Genomic DNA, 14,030 nt, shown 5'->3' with positions numbered 1-14,030 from the left:
AGATCATGTCCAGAACCTGGTTCATCACCGGCACATCCTCCGGCTTCGGCCGCCTGCTTACCGAAAAGCTTCTCGCCCGAGGCGATCGTGTCGCCGCCACCCTGCGGCGCATCGATGCGCTGGACGATCTGCGCGAAACCTATGGTGATCGATTGTGGATCGCAAACCTTGACCTCACCGAGCAGGATACCATTCGCGCTACCATCGACCGCGCCTTTGCCGAACTCGGCCGTATCGATGTCGTCGTCAACAATGCCGGCTATGGCCTGTTCGGCGCGGCGGAAGAGGTGAGTGACGAGGAAATCCGTCGCCAGATCGACACCAACCTGATCGGTTCGATTCAGGTGGTCCGCGCTGCGCTGCCGCATCTTCGCGCCCAGGGCGGCGGGCTCATCCAGCAGGTTTCATCGGAAGGTGGCCAGATCACCTATCCCAGCTTCTCGCTCTATCACGCCACGAAATGGGGTATCGAAGGTTTTGTCGATGCCGTCGCCAAGGAGGTCGCCCCCTTCGGCATCAGGTTTACCATCGTCGAACCGGGGCCGACCCGCACCGATTTCGCCAAGGGCCTTTCGATCGCAGAACCGATGGGCATTTATGCCGACACGCCTGCAGGCCAGGTCCGTCACGCGATCTTCAACGGTGGTTTCGACATCAAGGGCGACCCGGACAGGATGGCGGACGCAATGATTGACTATGCCGGCCATGAAAATCCACCGCTTCGCCTCGCCCTCGGCGGTGCCACCTATCCGTCGATAAAGGCCGCACTGGAGAGCCGCCTGTCAGAGCTTGAAGCACATAAGGCAACAACGCTTGCCATGGATTTCGACGACTGAATGGTTTCAGGCCATCGGATCGTCATTGAACCTCAACGCATGTCGGGCAAATATGTCGCACCGATTCCAATGCGCCGGAGGAACAGCAGCATGCCCGATATCGTCCGTATCACCAGCGACGAACTCGTCGCCGAGATTTCTTCGCTCGGCTCGGAAATGCAGTCGCTGCAGACGACCGATGGCCGGGACTGGTTGTGGAACGGCGATGCTGCCTTCTGGACCGGCCGTTCCCCGATCCTGTTCCCGATCGTCGGAAAGGCGCTTGGCAATCACATCGCAGTCGATGGCCTGTCCTACGAAATGGGCCAGCACGGTTTTGCTCGAAGGGCCGAATGGGTGCTGGCCGACGCCAGCACCTCCACCTGCCGTTTTGAGCTTGAAAGCTCGCAGGACACCCTGAAAACCTATCCTTTCGCGTTCCTGCTTTCGCTCACCCATTCACTCGAAGGCCACGGCCTGACGGTAACTGCCGAAGTCGAAAACCGTGACAGTCGCCCGATGCCCTTCGGCCTGGGCTATCATCCGGCCTTCCTCTGGCCACTGCCGGGTGGAGAAGGCAAGCCGCATACGGTAACGCTCGACAATGGCGCAGAGCCGCTCCTGACCCGCCTTGAAGACGGTCTCGTCACAAGGGACAAGCTGCCGTCACCCTTTTCGAGAGGGCACCTCACCCTAGCCCATAACCTCTTCGAAGCCGATGCGATGATCTTTGCCGAAGGCGCAGGCAAGGGCCTGACCTATGCAGCCGAGGGCGGCCCGAGCCTCAAATTCGCGTTCGACAACCTGCCTAACCTGGCGCTCTGGCAAAAGGTCGGCGCGCCGTTTCTCTGCGTCGAACCCTGGCATGGCACGGCGGCAGAAGCGGGAGGTTCGGCTGAAATGGCAAACCGTCCCTACACGACAATCCTGCCTCCAGGCGAAAAGGCGCGCTTCGCGTTTTCGGTTTCGGTAACTGGTTGATCCGGGGCTGGTTTTCCGCTCCTGCAAGCCAGTCGCGGCGGCCGTTTCGGAAGTCAGTGCAGGGAACGGGTGGGACTTTGCCTCGGCAGTTGCGAATGTCGTTTCAGCGGTGGCGACAGCGATTGCTATGTCACGATCCACAACTCGATATGCGGGAGGCGCGTTTTGCCGCCTTCCGAAAAAATGCACCCGTCAGGAAATGCCCCGCCGGATGCCTTGGCGGCTTATTCAACTGATGTGAAATTCATTGCGTGGCCGTTGATGCAGTAGCGCAGGCCCGTCGGCGGCGGTCCGTCGGGGAAAACGTGGCCGAGATGTCCGCCGCAATTGGTGCAGCGCACTTCGGTGCGTACCATACCATGCGACGTGTCGCGGATTTCGGTGATGACATCCGGCGTCAACGCTTCGAAATAGCTCGGCCAGCCGCAGCCGGAATCGAATTTCGTGTCGGACACGAACAGATGTTCGCCGCAGCCGGCACAACTGTAAACGCCCTTTTCCTTGGAATTCCAGTAGGGGCCGGTAAAGGCACGTTCGGTGCCCGCCTGCCGCAGAATGTAATACTGTTCCGGCGTCAGTTCTTCACGCCACTCGGCGTCGCTCTTTGAGGTCTTTGGGGTGCTGGTCGAGGACATAGCCGTTCCTTTCGTTTGCTCCCTAGATAGGCGTCGTGATGCTGTGAATAAAGATGCATGTCACAGCCTTGTGCCCGGTTGAGCTTGAGGCGACCGTCCGTTTCACTTAAGACGATCACACGCGTTCGATGATCGACCGGGTGGGGGTAGGAGAGATTATGGCCGCAGCAGCGCCGGCATGGACGTTTATTGCGCTCTTCCTGCCGTTCCTTGCTGCCATCCTGGCACCATTCCTCGTTTCGCGCCTTGGTGACAAGGCAGCCTGGATCGTTGCACTTGCTCCTGCACTGTCCTTTCTGCATTTCTGCGGTTTTCTGCCGGAAATCTCGGCGGGTGAGGTCGCGACCGGCGGATATGCGTGGGTGCCCAGCCTCAACCTCTCATTCTCCTGGTTCATCGATGGCCTGTCGTTGACCTTCGCGCTCCTGATCACCGGCATCGGCACACTGATCGTGATCTATTCCGGTGGTTACCTGAAGGGGCACCGGCATCTGGGAAGGTTCTTGTCCTTCATCCTCCTGTTCATGGGAGCAATGCTGGGCCTTGTCGTCTCCGACAGTTTCCTGATGCTCTTCGTCTATTGGGAGCTGACGTCGATCGCCTCCTTCCTGCTGATCGGTTTCGATCATGAGCGGGAGGCAGCAAGGCGTGCCGCGCTGCAGGCGTTGCTGGTCACCGGGGCAGGGGGGCTGTCGCTGCTGGCCGGCCTCGTTTTCCTATGGAACGTCACCGGTGTGACCCAGCTGTCGCTGCTCGTCCACCTCGGCGATGCGCTGCGGATGAGCCCTTTCTATCTGCCGGCCCTGTTTCTCGTGCTCGGCGGTGCCTTCACCAAATCGGCGCAGTTCCCGTTTCACTTCTGGCTACCGAACGCGATGGAGGCGCCCACACCCGTCTCCGCCTATCTTCATTCCGCAACCATGGTAAAGGCTGGCGTCTACCTGTTGATGCGGCTCAATCCGGTTCTGGGCGGCACGCCTGCCTGGGAAATCCTGCTTCCCTTTTTCGGCGGCGTAACGCTGGTTGCGGGAGCGCTGATCGGCATTCGCCAGACCGATCTCAAACTGATGCTCGCCTACACGACCATGGCTTCGCTCGGCCTGCTCACCATGCTGACCGGTTTCGGCTCGCCGCATGCCATCGAGGCGGCGGTGCTCTATCTTGTCGCTCATTCGCTCTTCAAGGGCGCCCTGTTCATGGTTGCGGGCGCGGTCGATCACGGGACAGGCACGAGAGAGCTGCCGCTTCTGGGTGGTCTTCGCCGCGCCATGCCGATCACCTTCGCAGCCGCATTTCTGGCTGCCTGCTCGATGGGAGGGCTGCCGCTTTTTGCCGGTTTTCTCGCCAAGGAGGAAATCTACGCAGCCCTTGCCACCGGCAATCCGCGCGCCGTCTTCTTCACCGCTGCGGCGCTTGTCGGCAACGCGTTGATGTTTGCCGTAGCCCTTGCCGTCGGCCTGAAACCCTTTGTCGGAGAAGGCAAACAAACACCGCTCACGCCGCATGAGGCGCCGGCCGCGCTCTGGCTCGGCCCCGTGATATTGGCCGCGCTCGGCCTCGTCTTCGGCATATTCTCGCCGCTGCTTCACGCTTATCTGACATCGCCCATGGCAAGCGCGGTCATCGACGAACCGACGGTGATCACCATCGGCGCGATGCCACATTTGGGCTTGCCATTCGGCCTGTCGCTGCTCACCGTGGCGCTCGGCATTCTTGTCTATCTGGGGTTCGACCGGGCTCGCGCTCTGGCTGCGCAGATGCTGGAAGGCCTCGGCCCTGGGCCGGATCGCTGGTTCGATTATTTTATCAGCGGCCTTGTCCGTTTTTCCGCGGGCCTCGTCCGTATCATCCAGCCAGGACGGCTGGAAATCTATATCACCGCAACCTTCATCGCCGTGGCGGTAACCCTGCTTGTGCCGCTTTTCCTGTTTGACGAACTCCCCGGCATGCCGTCATGGCCGGCCGGAGCCCTCGTTCAGGAAATCGCCTTTTTCGTCATTGCAGCACTGGGCATCGTTGCCGTCTTGCGCGCCGCCGACCGCCTGACCGCGATCGTTTCACTCGGCATCCAGGGATTTGCGGTCGCGGTGATCTTTCTGCTGTTCGGTGCGCCGGATCTCTCCTTCACCCAGTTCATGGTGGAAACGCTGTCGGTCGTCATCCTGACCCTGGTGATGACGCGGCTCAGGCTGTCGGTCAGCGATCACCGCCCGCCAGGCCAGATCCTGCTGGACGGGACGATCGCTATTGCCTGCGGCCTCGGTTTTGCGCTCATGCTGCTGAAGGCGGTCGGCACGCCCTTTGATCCGTTCATGACGGATTTCTTCAATACCTATTCAAAGGCGATCGCCCACGGCGCCAATGTGGTCAACGTCATCATCGTCGATTTCCGCGGCACCGACACACTGGGCGAGATCGCCGTGGTGATGGTCACCGGCCTTGCGGTCCTGGCGCTGATCAAGCTGCGGGCCGGGAGGGGCGCCTCATGAATACCCTCATCCTGCGCACCGTCGCGCCCGTCATCACTGCCCTGATGCTGCTTTTCTCGGTCTTCGTCCTGCTGCGCGGCCATAACGAGCCGGGCGGCGGCTTTATCGGCGGACTGATCGCGGCCTCGGCGCTGGCAATCTTCGGCATAGCGCATGGACCGGGTGCCGTGCAGCGGGCAATCCGGTTTCATCCGATGGCGATTGCCGGCGCCGGCCTGGCTCTCGCAGCCGTCTCCGGTCTTGTGTCGATCGCAGCCGGCGTTCCTTTCATGAGCGGGCTATGGATCTATCCCGATATTCTTGGCACAGAAGTGCCGCTCTCGACGGTCATATCCTTCGATATCGGCGTTTATCTCGTCGTGGTCGGTTCAGTCACGGCGATTGCCCTGGCACTTGAGACCGAACCGGATGGCGGCGCCGGCGAAGGCGAGGGGGGCGGCTGATGGAAATCCTGTTCGTCGGGCTCATAGGCCTGTTCTTTGCGGCGGCTGTCTATCTGATGCTGTCGAAATTCACGATCCGCATCCTGCTCGGCATCGTGCTCCTTGGTAACGGCGTCAATCTTCTGCTGTTTACCGCTGGCCGCATCACCCGCGAAGTCCCTCCGATCATCCCCGCAGATGCGTCGACGCTCGGTTCCGTAGCCGCCAACCCTCTGCCGCAGGCGCTGATCCTGACGGCGATCGTCATCTCGTTTTCCTTCTTCGCCTTCCTTCTGGTGCTGACCTGGCGCGCCTTCGAGGAGCTTGGCACCGATAGCACCGACGAAATGCGGCTCGCAGAACCACGCGACGAACCGCTTCCGCCGACGGGGTATTGAATTGATGACTGTGCCCCAACCCGCTCCCCGCCGAGATTTACCGACACCGGGAGCCCAGCCCTGATGGCATCACCATCGACCCCCGTAGATCTTGCTGCCGCCATGGTCACGACGGCCCCGGCGCTCGCCGACTGGCTCGTCATCCTGCCGACAGCGCTGATGATACTTTCGGGCGCGGCTCTCATGATGATCCGCAAGTCTGTCCGCCTTCATGCGGTCATTGCCATCGCAGCGCTGGCCTTGCTCGTTCTCATTGACGCGCTCCTGCTCTGGCAGGTTTCATCAAACGGGCCGGTCACTATGACCATGGGCGGCTGGTTGCCACCTTTTGGCATATCCTTCACCGCCGACATGTTCGGAGCCGTCATGGCGCTCGTTTCGGCGCTCGCGGCTTTGTCGGCGGCGGTCTATTCGCTGCGCGATATCGATACGAGTGGGTTGCGCCACGGCTTCTTCGCCTTCCTGCTGCTCCTGATGGCCGGCGTTTCCGGCGCCTTTCTGACCGGCGATATCTTCAACCTCTATGTCTGGTTCGAAGTCCTGCTGATCTCGTCTTTCGGCCTGCTCATTTTGGGCTCCGAGCCGAAGCAGATCGAAGGGGCGCTGAAATACGCCATTCTCAACCTTATCGGCACGACGCTCTTCCTCATTACTGTCGGTTATCTCTATGCGATCTTCGGCACGCTCAATATGGCCGATATCGCCCGAAAGGCAGGCGCGCTGCGCGGCGTGACCGAAAACGCGCCGCCGCTGATGACGCTGTCGGCACTGTTCGTGCTTGCCTTCTGCATGAAGGCGGCAGCCTTCCCGGTGAATTTCTGGCTGCCTGCCTCCTACCATACGCCGCGCATCACCGTATCGGCATTGTTCGGCGGCCTGCTCACCAAGGTCGGCATCTACGCCCTGATCCGTGTGACGATCATGCTTCTGCCGGTCGAGCGGGAGGCGATCAGCCTTGTCATTGCCGCATCCGCCGTTCTTACCATGATCCTCGGCGCGCTCGGTGCGCTTGCCCAGAACGACCTGCGCCGCATGGTCGGTTATGTCGTCATCGTCGGCATCGGCAACATGCTCGCGGGTGTGGCGATCGGCTCGTCCACTTCGGTCAGTGGTGCAATTCTTTATGCGCTGCATTCGATCGTCACCATGACCGCGCTTTATCTGGTCATCGGCGAGGCGGGACGGCTGGCCGGCACGTTCGAACTGTCGCGCCTCGGCGGGCTTTGGCGCCGCGCGCCGTGGTTCTCCGCGGCATCGCTGGCGCTGATGCTGGCGGCTGCGGGCCTGCCGCCGCTATCCGGCCTCTGGCCCAAGGTCATGCTTTTGAAAGCCTCGCTCGATATCGGCGCCTGGTGGCTGGCGGCGGCGATCCTCGTCTCCGCCTTTCTCGTCACGCTTACGCTCGCCCGTACCTTCCTTCTCGCCTATTGGCGGCCGGCACCGGGTGGGGAGAGCGAAGCCGTGGCGGCAACTGACTGGCACTCCACCCTGCCGATCGGCCTATTGGCGGCGCTGACCGTCTTCTTTGGAATTTATCCCGAGCCCCTTTTGGCGATAAGCCAGGCCGCAGCCGATGGCCTCGCCGATCCGTCTGCCTATATCCGCTCGGTCTTTCCTGAAGGAGCGGCGCCATGATCATCTACGTCCTGTCGCTGATGCTGGCGATCATCTGGGCGGCTATCACCGGCAGCGCCACGATCCACAACCTTGTCTTCGGTTTCGTCCTGTCGGCGGCCGCGCTCTGGATTGTTCGCGACGAGATGAGCGCGGCGGGTTATCTTCTGCGTCTCGGCCGGATCCTGTCATTGCTGCTGCTCTTCTTCAAGGAACTGGCCCTGTCCGCTTGGAAGGTCGCTGTGCTCGTCACCCGTCGGGATATGGACCTGAAGCCCGGCATATTCGCCTTCCCGCTGACCGTGGACAGGGATTTCGAGATCACCCTTCTCGCCAATCTCATCACGCTCACTCCCGGCACCATGTCGGTCGACGTGTCGCAGGACAGGAAGTTCCTCTACGTACATGCCATCGATTGCTCCGATGTCGAAGCGACGAAGCGTGAGATTGCCGAAGGTTTCGAGCGCAAGATCATGGAGGCATTCCGATGAACACGTCGGGTATGACCTTTGCGCAGACGATCCTCCATGCCTCGATCTGGATTGCGCTTGCCGTTCTCGCTGTCGCCTTCCTGCTAACGGTCTGGCGGGTGGTCAAAGGTCCGACATTGCCCGATCGTGTCGTGGCGCTCGATATGCTGGTCGGCATCGTCATCGGCTTCATCGCGCTGATCGCCATCCGCACCGGCTTTACGCTCTATATCGATATCGCCATTGCGCTTGGTCTTGTCGGCTTCCTGGCGACCGTCGCCTTTGCCCGCTTCATTTTGGCGAGTGCGGTCGAGAAGCCGGAAGGCGTTTCCGAAGCAAAGCCGGCGGTCATGGTGACTGCGCGAAAGGGCAAGTCACGCAAGGCTTCGCCCAAGGCCGCGGCAAAGAGTGCCGGAAAGATTACCGGCAAGTCGAACGAAAAGCTCGCAAGCAAAACCGCAGATAAGACTGTGCCCAAATCCGGCACAAAGACACCCGGCAAATCTTCCCGATCAACGCGGTCGTCCAAGCCGGGGAAGGGGGAGTGATGGAACTCGTCGTGGCGCTTTTGACCTCCGCTCTCGTGCTTTCCGGTGCGGCATTTGCCCTGGTTGCGGCAATCGGCCTCAACCGGCTGCCCGATATCTACTCAAGGATGCACGCGGCATCCAAGGCCGGGACGGTCGGTTCGGGGCTGCTATTGCTTGCCGTTGGGCTCCAATCAGGCGAGATCGCGGTGCTTGCACGGGCACTCGCCGGCTTCTTTTTCTTCGTGCTGACCGCCCCGGTATCTGCGCATTTGCTGGCTATCGCGTCGTTGAAGGCGGGGTATTCAATGGCGAATCAGTCTGTCTGCAACGAAATGCCAGTGGTCAACAATGAATAATATTTTTCAAACGGTATTTATAAGCGCGCGATGATTGTAAAATCGCCTTATTGCCAGCAATAAATGTCAGAAATATGCGATATTCGTTGAGAAAGCACTCGGCATTACTAGATTTCGCAATTGGACTTTCCTGATTGTAGTGATAATTGAATAGAAGTAGAGCAATGATGCTGTTGTAGACTAACGTTTTACCGCGTATTTATCTGAATTAGATCGGCCTTGATAAGGCCGCTTCGGATAAACTGGACGAATATGCGGTTTACGGAGGCTACATGCAGCATCTGGTGACGATCCGTTTTTCTCGCAGGAAGCTTAGGGGTAGGCTTCTGTCCTTGGACGCTGTGCGAAGGTTGGGTTCACGTCGCCATCGCTCGACTACGGAAGAAGCCGCGGAGGTCGCGGCAGGCTCCGTACATAAGTCGAACAGGAGACCGGAAATGACAGATATGGCACTGGGCAAAGGTCCCGAGCTGCTGGTGGAACTCACCGCAGATATCGTGGCTGCCTATGTGAGTAACCACGTAGTTCCCGTCGGCGATCTCTCCAACCTGATTGCAGACGTACATACCGCGTTGAGCGGCACATCCTCCCCGACCCCGGTTGTCGCAGCGGTTGAAAAGCCGAAGCCGCCGGTGCCGATCAAGAAGTCGATCGAGGACGATTATCTGATCTGCCTCGAGGATGGTCAGAAGTTCAAGTCGCTGAAGCGCCACCTGATGACCCATTACAACATGACGCCGGATGAATACCGCGAAAAGTGGGGCCTGCCGGCCGATTATCCGATGGTTGCTCCGGCCTACGCCGAAGCTCGTTCGCGTCTGGCGAAGGAAATGGGCCTCGGTCAGCGCCGCAAGCGCGCCCGTAACTGATCTGTAGATACTGGCCGGGCTTCGTCCGGCCAAAAGCAAATCCAGCCAGAGGCCACTTCGGGCAAGCGTCGTCTTCTGGTGAGCCACTGTCGCGCGCTTCTGCATATGGATTGGGTCGGAAACCAAAGCTTGAGCAATGGCTGTGATCTCTCGTAGCCAGTCTGCTTTGGTAACAATGTGCGCCCTGAGGCGCCACGAAAAGCCGGGCTATCGCTCGGCTTTTGCGCATCCGGCAGATGTCCGAATGCTGGTCCTGATCTGCCTTTTTGCCAGAAAGCAGGGATGGATTGAGGAAATAAATCCTATTTCCGCATACGAAAATTAAAAAAATACAAGCATTATCAATGATTATATAAAAAGCTGCTTTCGCCTTCATTCCCCATTTGCGCTCAAGGTGTATGAATTAATTCCTATTCAAGAAGGAGTTGTCATGCCTTTTGAGACTTCGACCAAACAAGAGGAGCCGACGAACGGGAGACGCTCCGATACGCTAGCTTGCAACATAGGTGCAGTTCCTCTGGTTGCCGACGCAAAACCCGTCTATCCGGCAAGCCTTCCTGCGCGTATTGTCTGCCGTATCGTCAGCCAGATCACGGCGGAAACGATCTCGCTTCTGAGCGATCGGGTGATGGTGCGCAACGAGCGGCGTCGGCCTTCCTGCCATGTGCGGCAGATTTCCATGTATGTCTGCCATGTGGCGCTGCGAATGTCGTTCAGCGATATCGGCGCGGCTTTCGGCAGGGACCGCACGACTGTAGGCCATGCCTGCCACGTGGTCGAGGACCGGCGTGACGATCTGGCCTTTGACGAGTTCGTCTCGGCAATCGAACGCATGGCGACGGCAGTCTTCCAGTCCTCGGACCTTTTCGGACGCGAGGCTGGTCATGACTGAAGGATCGAAGCGTGACCGTTCAGTGCCGCTGGGCCCATCCACAACATTGGGGCGGGCCGTATCCGTCAAAAGCCTCATGCGCCTGGTGCGTCACGCCGTGAGTGCCGGAAAGGCCGGGCTGGTGATCGCGAACGGCTCTGCCGGTACCGTTCACCTTGGCGAGGAGCGTCGTTGTTATCCCGAGACGGTGCTGAGACAAGCCGTTTCGCTCGGCCTTGTCACTCGTGCAGCCGGCCTCGTGCAGGCGTCAACCGAGGCCCGCAATTTCCTGCGCCGCGCGCTTGCTGCAGCGGGGATGGAAGGTGAGGGTGGCTTTGCCGGGCAGCATGGCGAGATCGTCAGAACGGCGGTGGAAATCGACGGTGCGCGCCAACAGGTCAGCCGTAATCTCGATGATACGCCGCTTTCGAGCCTGGCGCGCCTGAAGGACAAAGCGGGCGCCCCTTTCTTTCCCTCCGAGGCGCTCGACGCCGGCGAAAGGCTGCTGGGCGATTTTACTCGCGGCCAGTTGCAGCCGCGTATCACCTCGTCCTGGGAGCCGCGCCTGTCTTCGCGCGGCAAAGGCGAGGCGGGCGGCCTTGCCGATATCGCTGCAAGCGCGCTGGAAGCGCGCCGGCGTTTCGGCCACGCGATGGAGGCCATGGGACCGGAGCTTTCAGGTGTGGCGGCCGATGTCTGCTGTTTCGGCAAGGGGCTGGAACTGGTTGAGCGGGAACGGCAATGGCCCGTGCGCTCCGCCAAGCTTATGTTGAGGACAGCACTTCTTGCCCTTGCCCGTCATTATGCCCCGCCGCCGCGTCACGCGCCGAGGCGCTACGCCCATCATTGGGGGACGGAGGATTTTCGTCCCGCCGCCGAGGCTTATGGCAGCAGCGGGTCGTCATAGACGTATGACGGCATGTCTCCTGAAAGTGGTCGTCGGTTTCGGGGTAAAGACCAGCACAAACGACGAGCTAAAGCACGGCAAGCGGCTCTCAGCGGATCTCTTCGCTTTAGGCTGCAGCCTTCAGGCGTGCTTCTTCGCGAATACGCTTGACCATCGAGCGCAGTCCGTTGGCGCGTTGCGAGGAAAGATGTTCAACAAGCCCGATCTGGTTGAAGATGTCGATCGCATCGGTAGCAACGATTTCCGAGGCGTGTTTGCCGGAATATGTGGCCAGCACGATAGCGACGAGCCCGCGCACGATATGGGCATCGGAATCACCCTCGAACGTCATCACCGGATCGGCGCTTGCATCCTTCACATGGCTTACCAGCCACACCTGGCTGGCGCAGCCCTGCACCTTGTTCTCAGCCGATTTCTGCTCCTCCGGCAGGTCGGGCAGGGCCTTGCCGAGTTCGATCACATACCGGTATCGATCTTCCCATTCGTCCAGGAAAGCGAAGTCGTCGATGATCTGGGAAAGCTCTGCCATGGTCTCGTCCGGTGTTTTTCTGTTTTCTCCATATAGGTGTTTTGCGCGCCGATAACAGAAAAATCGAGCTTTCCCGCCCGGATTGAGACGTTCGACAAGGCGATCGGCCTTTATCGGCTCACTCACATTCGGTTGTCAGGCGCCGATTCCGATGGAGATCGAATTGAACAATCCTGTATATCTTACCCAAAGCGCGTGCTGCGGTGCTGCGGGTTCCCCCGAAATCCACGGAGACTTCGATCAACCTCTCACAAGGAGCGCGAACCCGTGTCTTCGATAATTGCCAAGGGCCGCATTCAATCCACTCTTCGTCACTTTCTGGATAATGAGGCATCCGGTGGCATCGTTCTTATGGTCGTTGCAACACTCGCCATCGCAGCGGCAAACTCGCCGCTGGCCGAAACCTATTTCCATGTCCTGCACATCTATCTTGGGCCGCTCAGTATCCAGCACTGGATCAACGACGCTCTTATGGCGGTCTTTTTTCTTCTCGTGGGTTTAGAGATTAAGCGAGAGATGCTTGATGGCCAGCTTTCGAGTTGGAGCAGGCGCATCCTGCCAGGCGCCGCAGCCGCTGGCGGAATGGCATTTCCGGCCTTGTTCTACCTCTATTTCAACGGGGCCGATCCTGCCGCGATCCACGGCTGGGCCATTCCCACGGCGACGGACATCGCCTTTGCTCTCGGCGTGCTCTCTCTGTTCGGGAACCGTGTTCCCGCATCGCTGAAGATCTTTCTCGCGGCACTGGCGATCATCGACGATCTCGGCGCGGTCGTCGTCATCGCGCTTTTCTATACGGACGCGCTGAACCTGCTCGCCCTTGCCGTGGCCGCCATCGTCATCGGCAATCTCATCATCTTCAACCGCTCGGGCGTCAGGCAGCTGTGGCCCTATCTGGTACTCGGCGCAGTCCTCTGGGTGCTCGTCTTCGCCTCCGGCATCCATGCCACGCTTGCGGGCGTCATTCTCGCGCTCACCATTCCGTTGAAACTCACACCCGGCGCGCCGGAGGCGACGCATGCGGAATCGCCGCTCCACAAGCTAGAACATCATCTGCAAAAACCGGTCGCCTTCCTGATTGTCCCGCTATTCGGCTTTGCCAATGCGGGCGTCTCCTTTGCCGGTGTGTCCCTGTCAGTCCTTGCCGAGCCACTGACCCTGGGTGTCGCCACCGGATTGGTGCTTGGAAAATTCATCGGGGTTCTTGGAACCGTCGCCGTACTTACCAAGCTCAGGCTTGCCAAATTGCCGGCGCAGGCTAGCTGGGGCCAGATGACTGGTGTCGCGCTTCTCTGCGGAATTGGTTTTACCATGTCCCTGTTCATCGCCCTTCTCGCCTTCGACGATCCCGCCATGCAGGATCACGCCAAGATCGGCATCCTGCTTGGATCTGTCGTTTCCGGCTTGCTCGGTGCAATCTTCTTGATGGTGTTTGGTCGTCGCAAAGGGCGTCCGGTGTGACTGTCGGCTGAAGCCAAAAAAATCGCCGCAAGGAGTTTCTTCCTTGCGGCGCCAGCAATTGCTGATTTCAGGGCGGGCAGTCAGGCGCCGGGAACCGTTGGCTGTGGGGCCAGGCGCAAGTCGTAAAATTCAAAGAATGGTCTGTTTATTGCGCGGGGCGTTTCAGCGGCAGCGGCACAGAACCGGTATAGACCGGGGCAGAAGGCGCGATCGACTGGGTCTTGACCACATCCCCCGGGAAAGGCGTGGGATCGGGATCCTGCTTCAGCGCCACATCGGCTGGCTTGTTGTTGAAATGGCTGTCGAGCAGTTCAAAGGCAACATGCGCTCCTTCGGCAGCGCGCACGCCCAGAACGGAAAGCGTCTCCGCGCCTTTCGCGCAGACATCCGGCTTTTCGGCGCATAGACCCGAAATATAGCTGTAGGCACCTGTCGCAGCCGAGATTGCGTCGCCCATCTGTACGGCGCCGGCACCCTCGCTGACCTCAAGCGGCCTGTTGCTGAAGTATGAAAGCACCACCAGCACGGCTGCGAAGAAGATACTTCCCTTGATCAGAAACCACATTGCCCTATTCCGTCCGACCTGGCCTGTCCCACCCTGGGTCCGGCTTCGCCACTTGTTTTTTCCACAGCAGAGTATTTCTGCCGGGCGTCGATCTGTGCCGCTCTTGAACACCACCGTA

At 59.8% G+C, this 14,030-nt stretch carries 16 protein-coding genes; 13 read left to right on the top strand and 3 right to left on the bottom strand.

Annotation, left to right across the window (positions count from 1 at the left end; translation table 11 throughout):
* The first annotated feature begins 5 nt into the window (after positions 1-5).
* Positions 6-836, top strand: a complete 831-nt coding sequence (locus HNQ72_RS10585; RefSeq protein ID WP_183992230.1) for an SDR family oxidoreductase — start codon at positions 6-8, stop codon at positions 834-836.
* Positions 837-926: 90 nt separating this feature from the next.
* Positions 927-1,796, top strand: a complete 870-nt coding sequence (locus HNQ72_RS10580; protein ID WP_183992229.1) for an aldose 1-epimerase family protein — start codon at positions 927-929, stop codon at positions 1,794-1,796.
* Positions 1,797-2,020: 224 nt separating this feature from the next.
* Here the strand turns inward: HNQ72_RS10580 and msrB are convergent, their stop codons facing one another.
* Entirely contained in the window at positions 2,021-2,431 is a 411-nt protein-coding gene (gene msrB, locus HNQ72_RS10575) for a peptide-methionine (R)-S-oxide reductase MsrB (protein ID WP_183992228.1), read from the bottom strand.
* 158 nt (positions 2,432-2,589) lie between these two features.
* On the opposite strand from msrB, the gene HNQ72_RS10570 reads away from it, so the two are divergent.
* The 10 genes from HNQ72_RS10570 to HNQ72_RS10525 all read left to right on the top strand — a co-directional run bounded on the left by HNQ72_RS10570 (position 2,590) and on the right by HNQ72_RS10525 (position 11,357).
* The gene (locus tag HNQ72_RS10570) at positions 2,590-4,920 is read left to right on the top strand and encodes a putative monovalent cation/H+ antiporter subunit A (RefSeq protein WP_183992227.1); all 2,331 of its coding nucleotides are present in this window, start codon (positions 2,590-2,592) and stop codon (positions 4,918-4,920) included.
* The gene (locus HNQ72_RS10565) at positions 4,917-5,363 is read left to right on the top strand and encodes a Na+/H+ antiporter subunit B (protein ID WP_183992226.1); all 447 of its coding nucleotides are present in this window, start codon (positions 4,917-4,919) and stop codon (positions 5,361-5,363) included. The genes HNQ72_RS10570 and HNQ72_RS10565 overlap by 4 nt, the downstream gene beginning before the upstream one ends.
* Positions 5,363-5,740, top strand: a complete 378-nt coding sequence (locus tag HNQ72_RS10560) for a Na+/H+ antiporter subunit C (protein WP_183992225.1) — start codon at positions 5,363-5,365, stop codon at positions 5,738-5,740. The genes HNQ72_RS10565 and HNQ72_RS10560 overlap by 1 nt, the downstream gene beginning before the upstream one ends.
* 63 nt (positions 5,741-5,803) lie before the next feature.
* Positions 5,804-7,375, top strand: coding sequence for a Na+/H+ antiporter subunit D (locus HNQ72_RS10555; protein ID WP_183992224.1), 1,572 nt, complete (start codon positions 5,804-5,806; stop codon positions 7,373-7,375).
* On the top strand, positions 7,372-7,845 hold the full coding sequence (locus tag HNQ72_RS10550; protein ID WP_183992223.1) for a Na+/H+ antiporter subunit E: 474 nt from the start codon (positions 7,372-7,374) through the stop codon (positions 7,843-7,845). The genes HNQ72_RS10555 and HNQ72_RS10550 overlap by 4 nt, the downstream gene beginning before the upstream one ends.
* Entirely contained in the window at positions 7,842-8,372 is a 531-nt protein-coding gene (locus tag HNQ72_RS30510) for a cation:proton antiporter (protein WP_373289432.1), read from the top strand. Before HNQ72_RS10550 ends, HNQ72_RS30510 begins: the two co-directional genes overlap by 4 nt.
* Positions 8,369-8,710, top strand: coding sequence for a monovalent cation/H(+) antiporter subunit G (gene mnhG, locus HNQ72_RS10540; protein WP_183992222.1), 342 nt, complete (start codon positions 8,369-8,371; stop codon positions 8,708-8,710). The genes HNQ72_RS30510 and mnhG overlap by 4 nt, the downstream gene beginning before the upstream one ends.
* Before the next feature lie 437 nt (positions 8,711-9,147).
* The gene (locus HNQ72_RS10535) at positions 9,148-9,579 is read left to right on the top strand and encodes a Ros/MucR family transcriptional regulator (protein ID WP_183992221.1); all 432 of its coding nucleotides are present in this window, start codon (positions 9,148-9,150) and stop codon (positions 9,577-9,579) included.
* Between the two features lie 430 nt (positions 9,580-10,009).
* Positions 10,010-10,471 (top strand): helix-turn-helix domain-containing protein, encoded by a 462-nt coding sequence (locus tag HNQ72_RS10530; RefSeq protein ID WP_308422345.1) that lies wholly within the window; start codon positions 10,010-10,012, stop codon positions 10,469-10,471.
* The gene (locus HNQ72_RS10525; RefSeq protein ID WP_244654402.1) at positions 10,464-11,357 is read left to right on the top strand and encodes a DUF6456 domain-containing protein; all 894 of its coding nucleotides are present in this window, start codon (positions 10,464-10,466) and stop codon (positions 11,355-11,357) included. The genes HNQ72_RS10530 and HNQ72_RS10525 overlap by 8 nt, the downstream gene beginning before the upstream one ends.
* A 106-nt stretch (positions 11,358-11,463) precedes the next feature.
* On the opposite strand, the gene HNQ72_RS10520 is transcribed toward HNQ72_RS10525, so the two are convergent.
* Complete coding sequence (locus HNQ72_RS10520) at positions 11,464-11,886, bottom strand: SufE family protein (protein WP_183992220.1); 423 nt, start codon at positions 11,884-11,886, stop codon at positions 11,464-11,466.
* 267 nt (positions 11,887-12,153) lie between these two features.
* Here HNQ72_RS10520 and nhaA point away from each other — a divergent pair, with 267 nt between their 5' ends.
* Positions 12,154-13,347, top strand: coding sequence for a Na+/H+ antiporter NhaA (gene nhaA / locus HNQ72_RS10515; RefSeq protein WP_183992219.1), 1,194 nt, complete (start codon positions 12,154-12,156; stop codon positions 13,345-13,347).
* Between the two features lie 145 nt (positions 13,348-13,492).
* On the opposite strand, the gene HNQ72_RS10510 is transcribed toward nhaA, so the two are convergent.
* On the bottom strand, positions 13,493-13,912 hold the full coding sequence (locus HNQ72_RS10510) for a DUF5330 domain-containing protein (protein ID WP_183992218.1): 420 nt from the start codon (positions 13,910-13,912) through the stop codon (positions 13,493-13,495).
* Between the last annotated feature and the right edge of the window lie 118 nt (positions 13,913-14,030).

The sequence above is a fragment of the Aliirhizobium wenxiniae genome (assembly GCF_014201355.1).
Lineage (GTDB): Bacteria > Pseudomonadota > Alphaproteobacteria > Rhizobiales > Rhizobiaceae > Neorhizobium > Neorhizobium wenxiniae.
Note: the sequence above shows the minus strand (reverse complement) of the source record. Positions and strands in the feature narration are given on the sequence as shown.

What these genes read in the sequence shown, in the direction of transcription:
- HNQ72_RS10585 (WP_183992230.1), top strand. Translation starts at nt 6, where the DNA reads ATGTCCAGAACCTGGTTCATCACCGGCACATCCTCCGGCTTCGGCCGC.
- HNQ72_RS10580 (WP_183992229.1), top strand. Translation starts at nt 927, where the DNA reads ATGCCCGATATCGTCCGTATCACCAGCGACGAACTCGTCGCCGAGATT.
- msrB (WP_183992228.1), bottom strand. Translation starts at nt 2,431, where the DNA reads ATGTCCTCGACCAGCACCCCAAAGACCTCAAAGAGCGACGCCGAGTGG.
- HNQ72_RS10570 (WP_183992227.1), top strand. Translation starts at nt 2,590, where the DNA reads ATGGCCGCAGCAGCGCCGGCATGGACGTTTATTGCGCTCTTCCTGCCG.
- HNQ72_RS10565 (WP_183992226.1), top strand. Translation starts at nt 4,917, where the DNA reads ATGAATACCCTCATCCTGCGCACCGTCGCGCCCGTCATCACTGCCCTG.
- HNQ72_RS10560 (WP_183992225.1), top strand. Translation starts at nt 5,363, where the DNA reads ATGGAAATCCTGTTCGTCGGGCTCATAGGCCTGTTCTTTGCGGCGGCT.
- HNQ72_RS10555 (WP_183992224.1), top strand. Translation starts at nt 5,804, where the DNA reads ATGGCATCACCATCGACCCCCGTAGATCTTGCTGCCGCCATGGTCACG.
- HNQ72_RS10550 (WP_183992223.1), top strand. Translation starts at nt 7,372, where the DNA reads ATGATCATCTACGTCCTGTCGCTGATGCTGGCGATCATCTGGGCGGCT.
- HNQ72_RS30510 (WP_373289432.1), top strand. Translation starts at nt 7,842, where the DNA reads ATGAACACGTCGGGTATGACCTTTGCGCAGACGATCCTCCATGCCTCG.
- HNQ72_RS10535 (WP_183992221.1), top strand. Translation starts at nt 9,148, where the DNA reads ATGACAGATATGGCACTGGGCAAAGGTCCCGAGCTGCTGGTGGAACTC.
- HNQ72_RS10530 (WP_308422345.1), top strand. Translation starts at nt 10,010, where the DNA reads ATGCCTTTTGAGACTTCGACCAAACAAGAGGAGCCGACGAACGGGAGA.
- HNQ72_RS10525 (WP_244654402.1), top strand. Translation starts at nt 10,464, where the DNA reads ATGACTGAAGGATCGAAGCGTGACCGTTCAGTGCCGCTGGGCCCATCC.
- HNQ72_RS10520 (WP_183992220.1), bottom strand. Translation starts at nt 11,886, where the DNA reads ATGGCAGAGCTTTCCCAGATCATCGACGACTTCGCTTTCCTGGACGAA.
- HNQ72_RS10510 (WP_183992218.1), bottom strand. Translation starts at nt 13,912, where the DNA reads ATGTGGTTTCTGATCAAGGGAAGTATCTTCTTCGCAGCCGTGCTGGTG.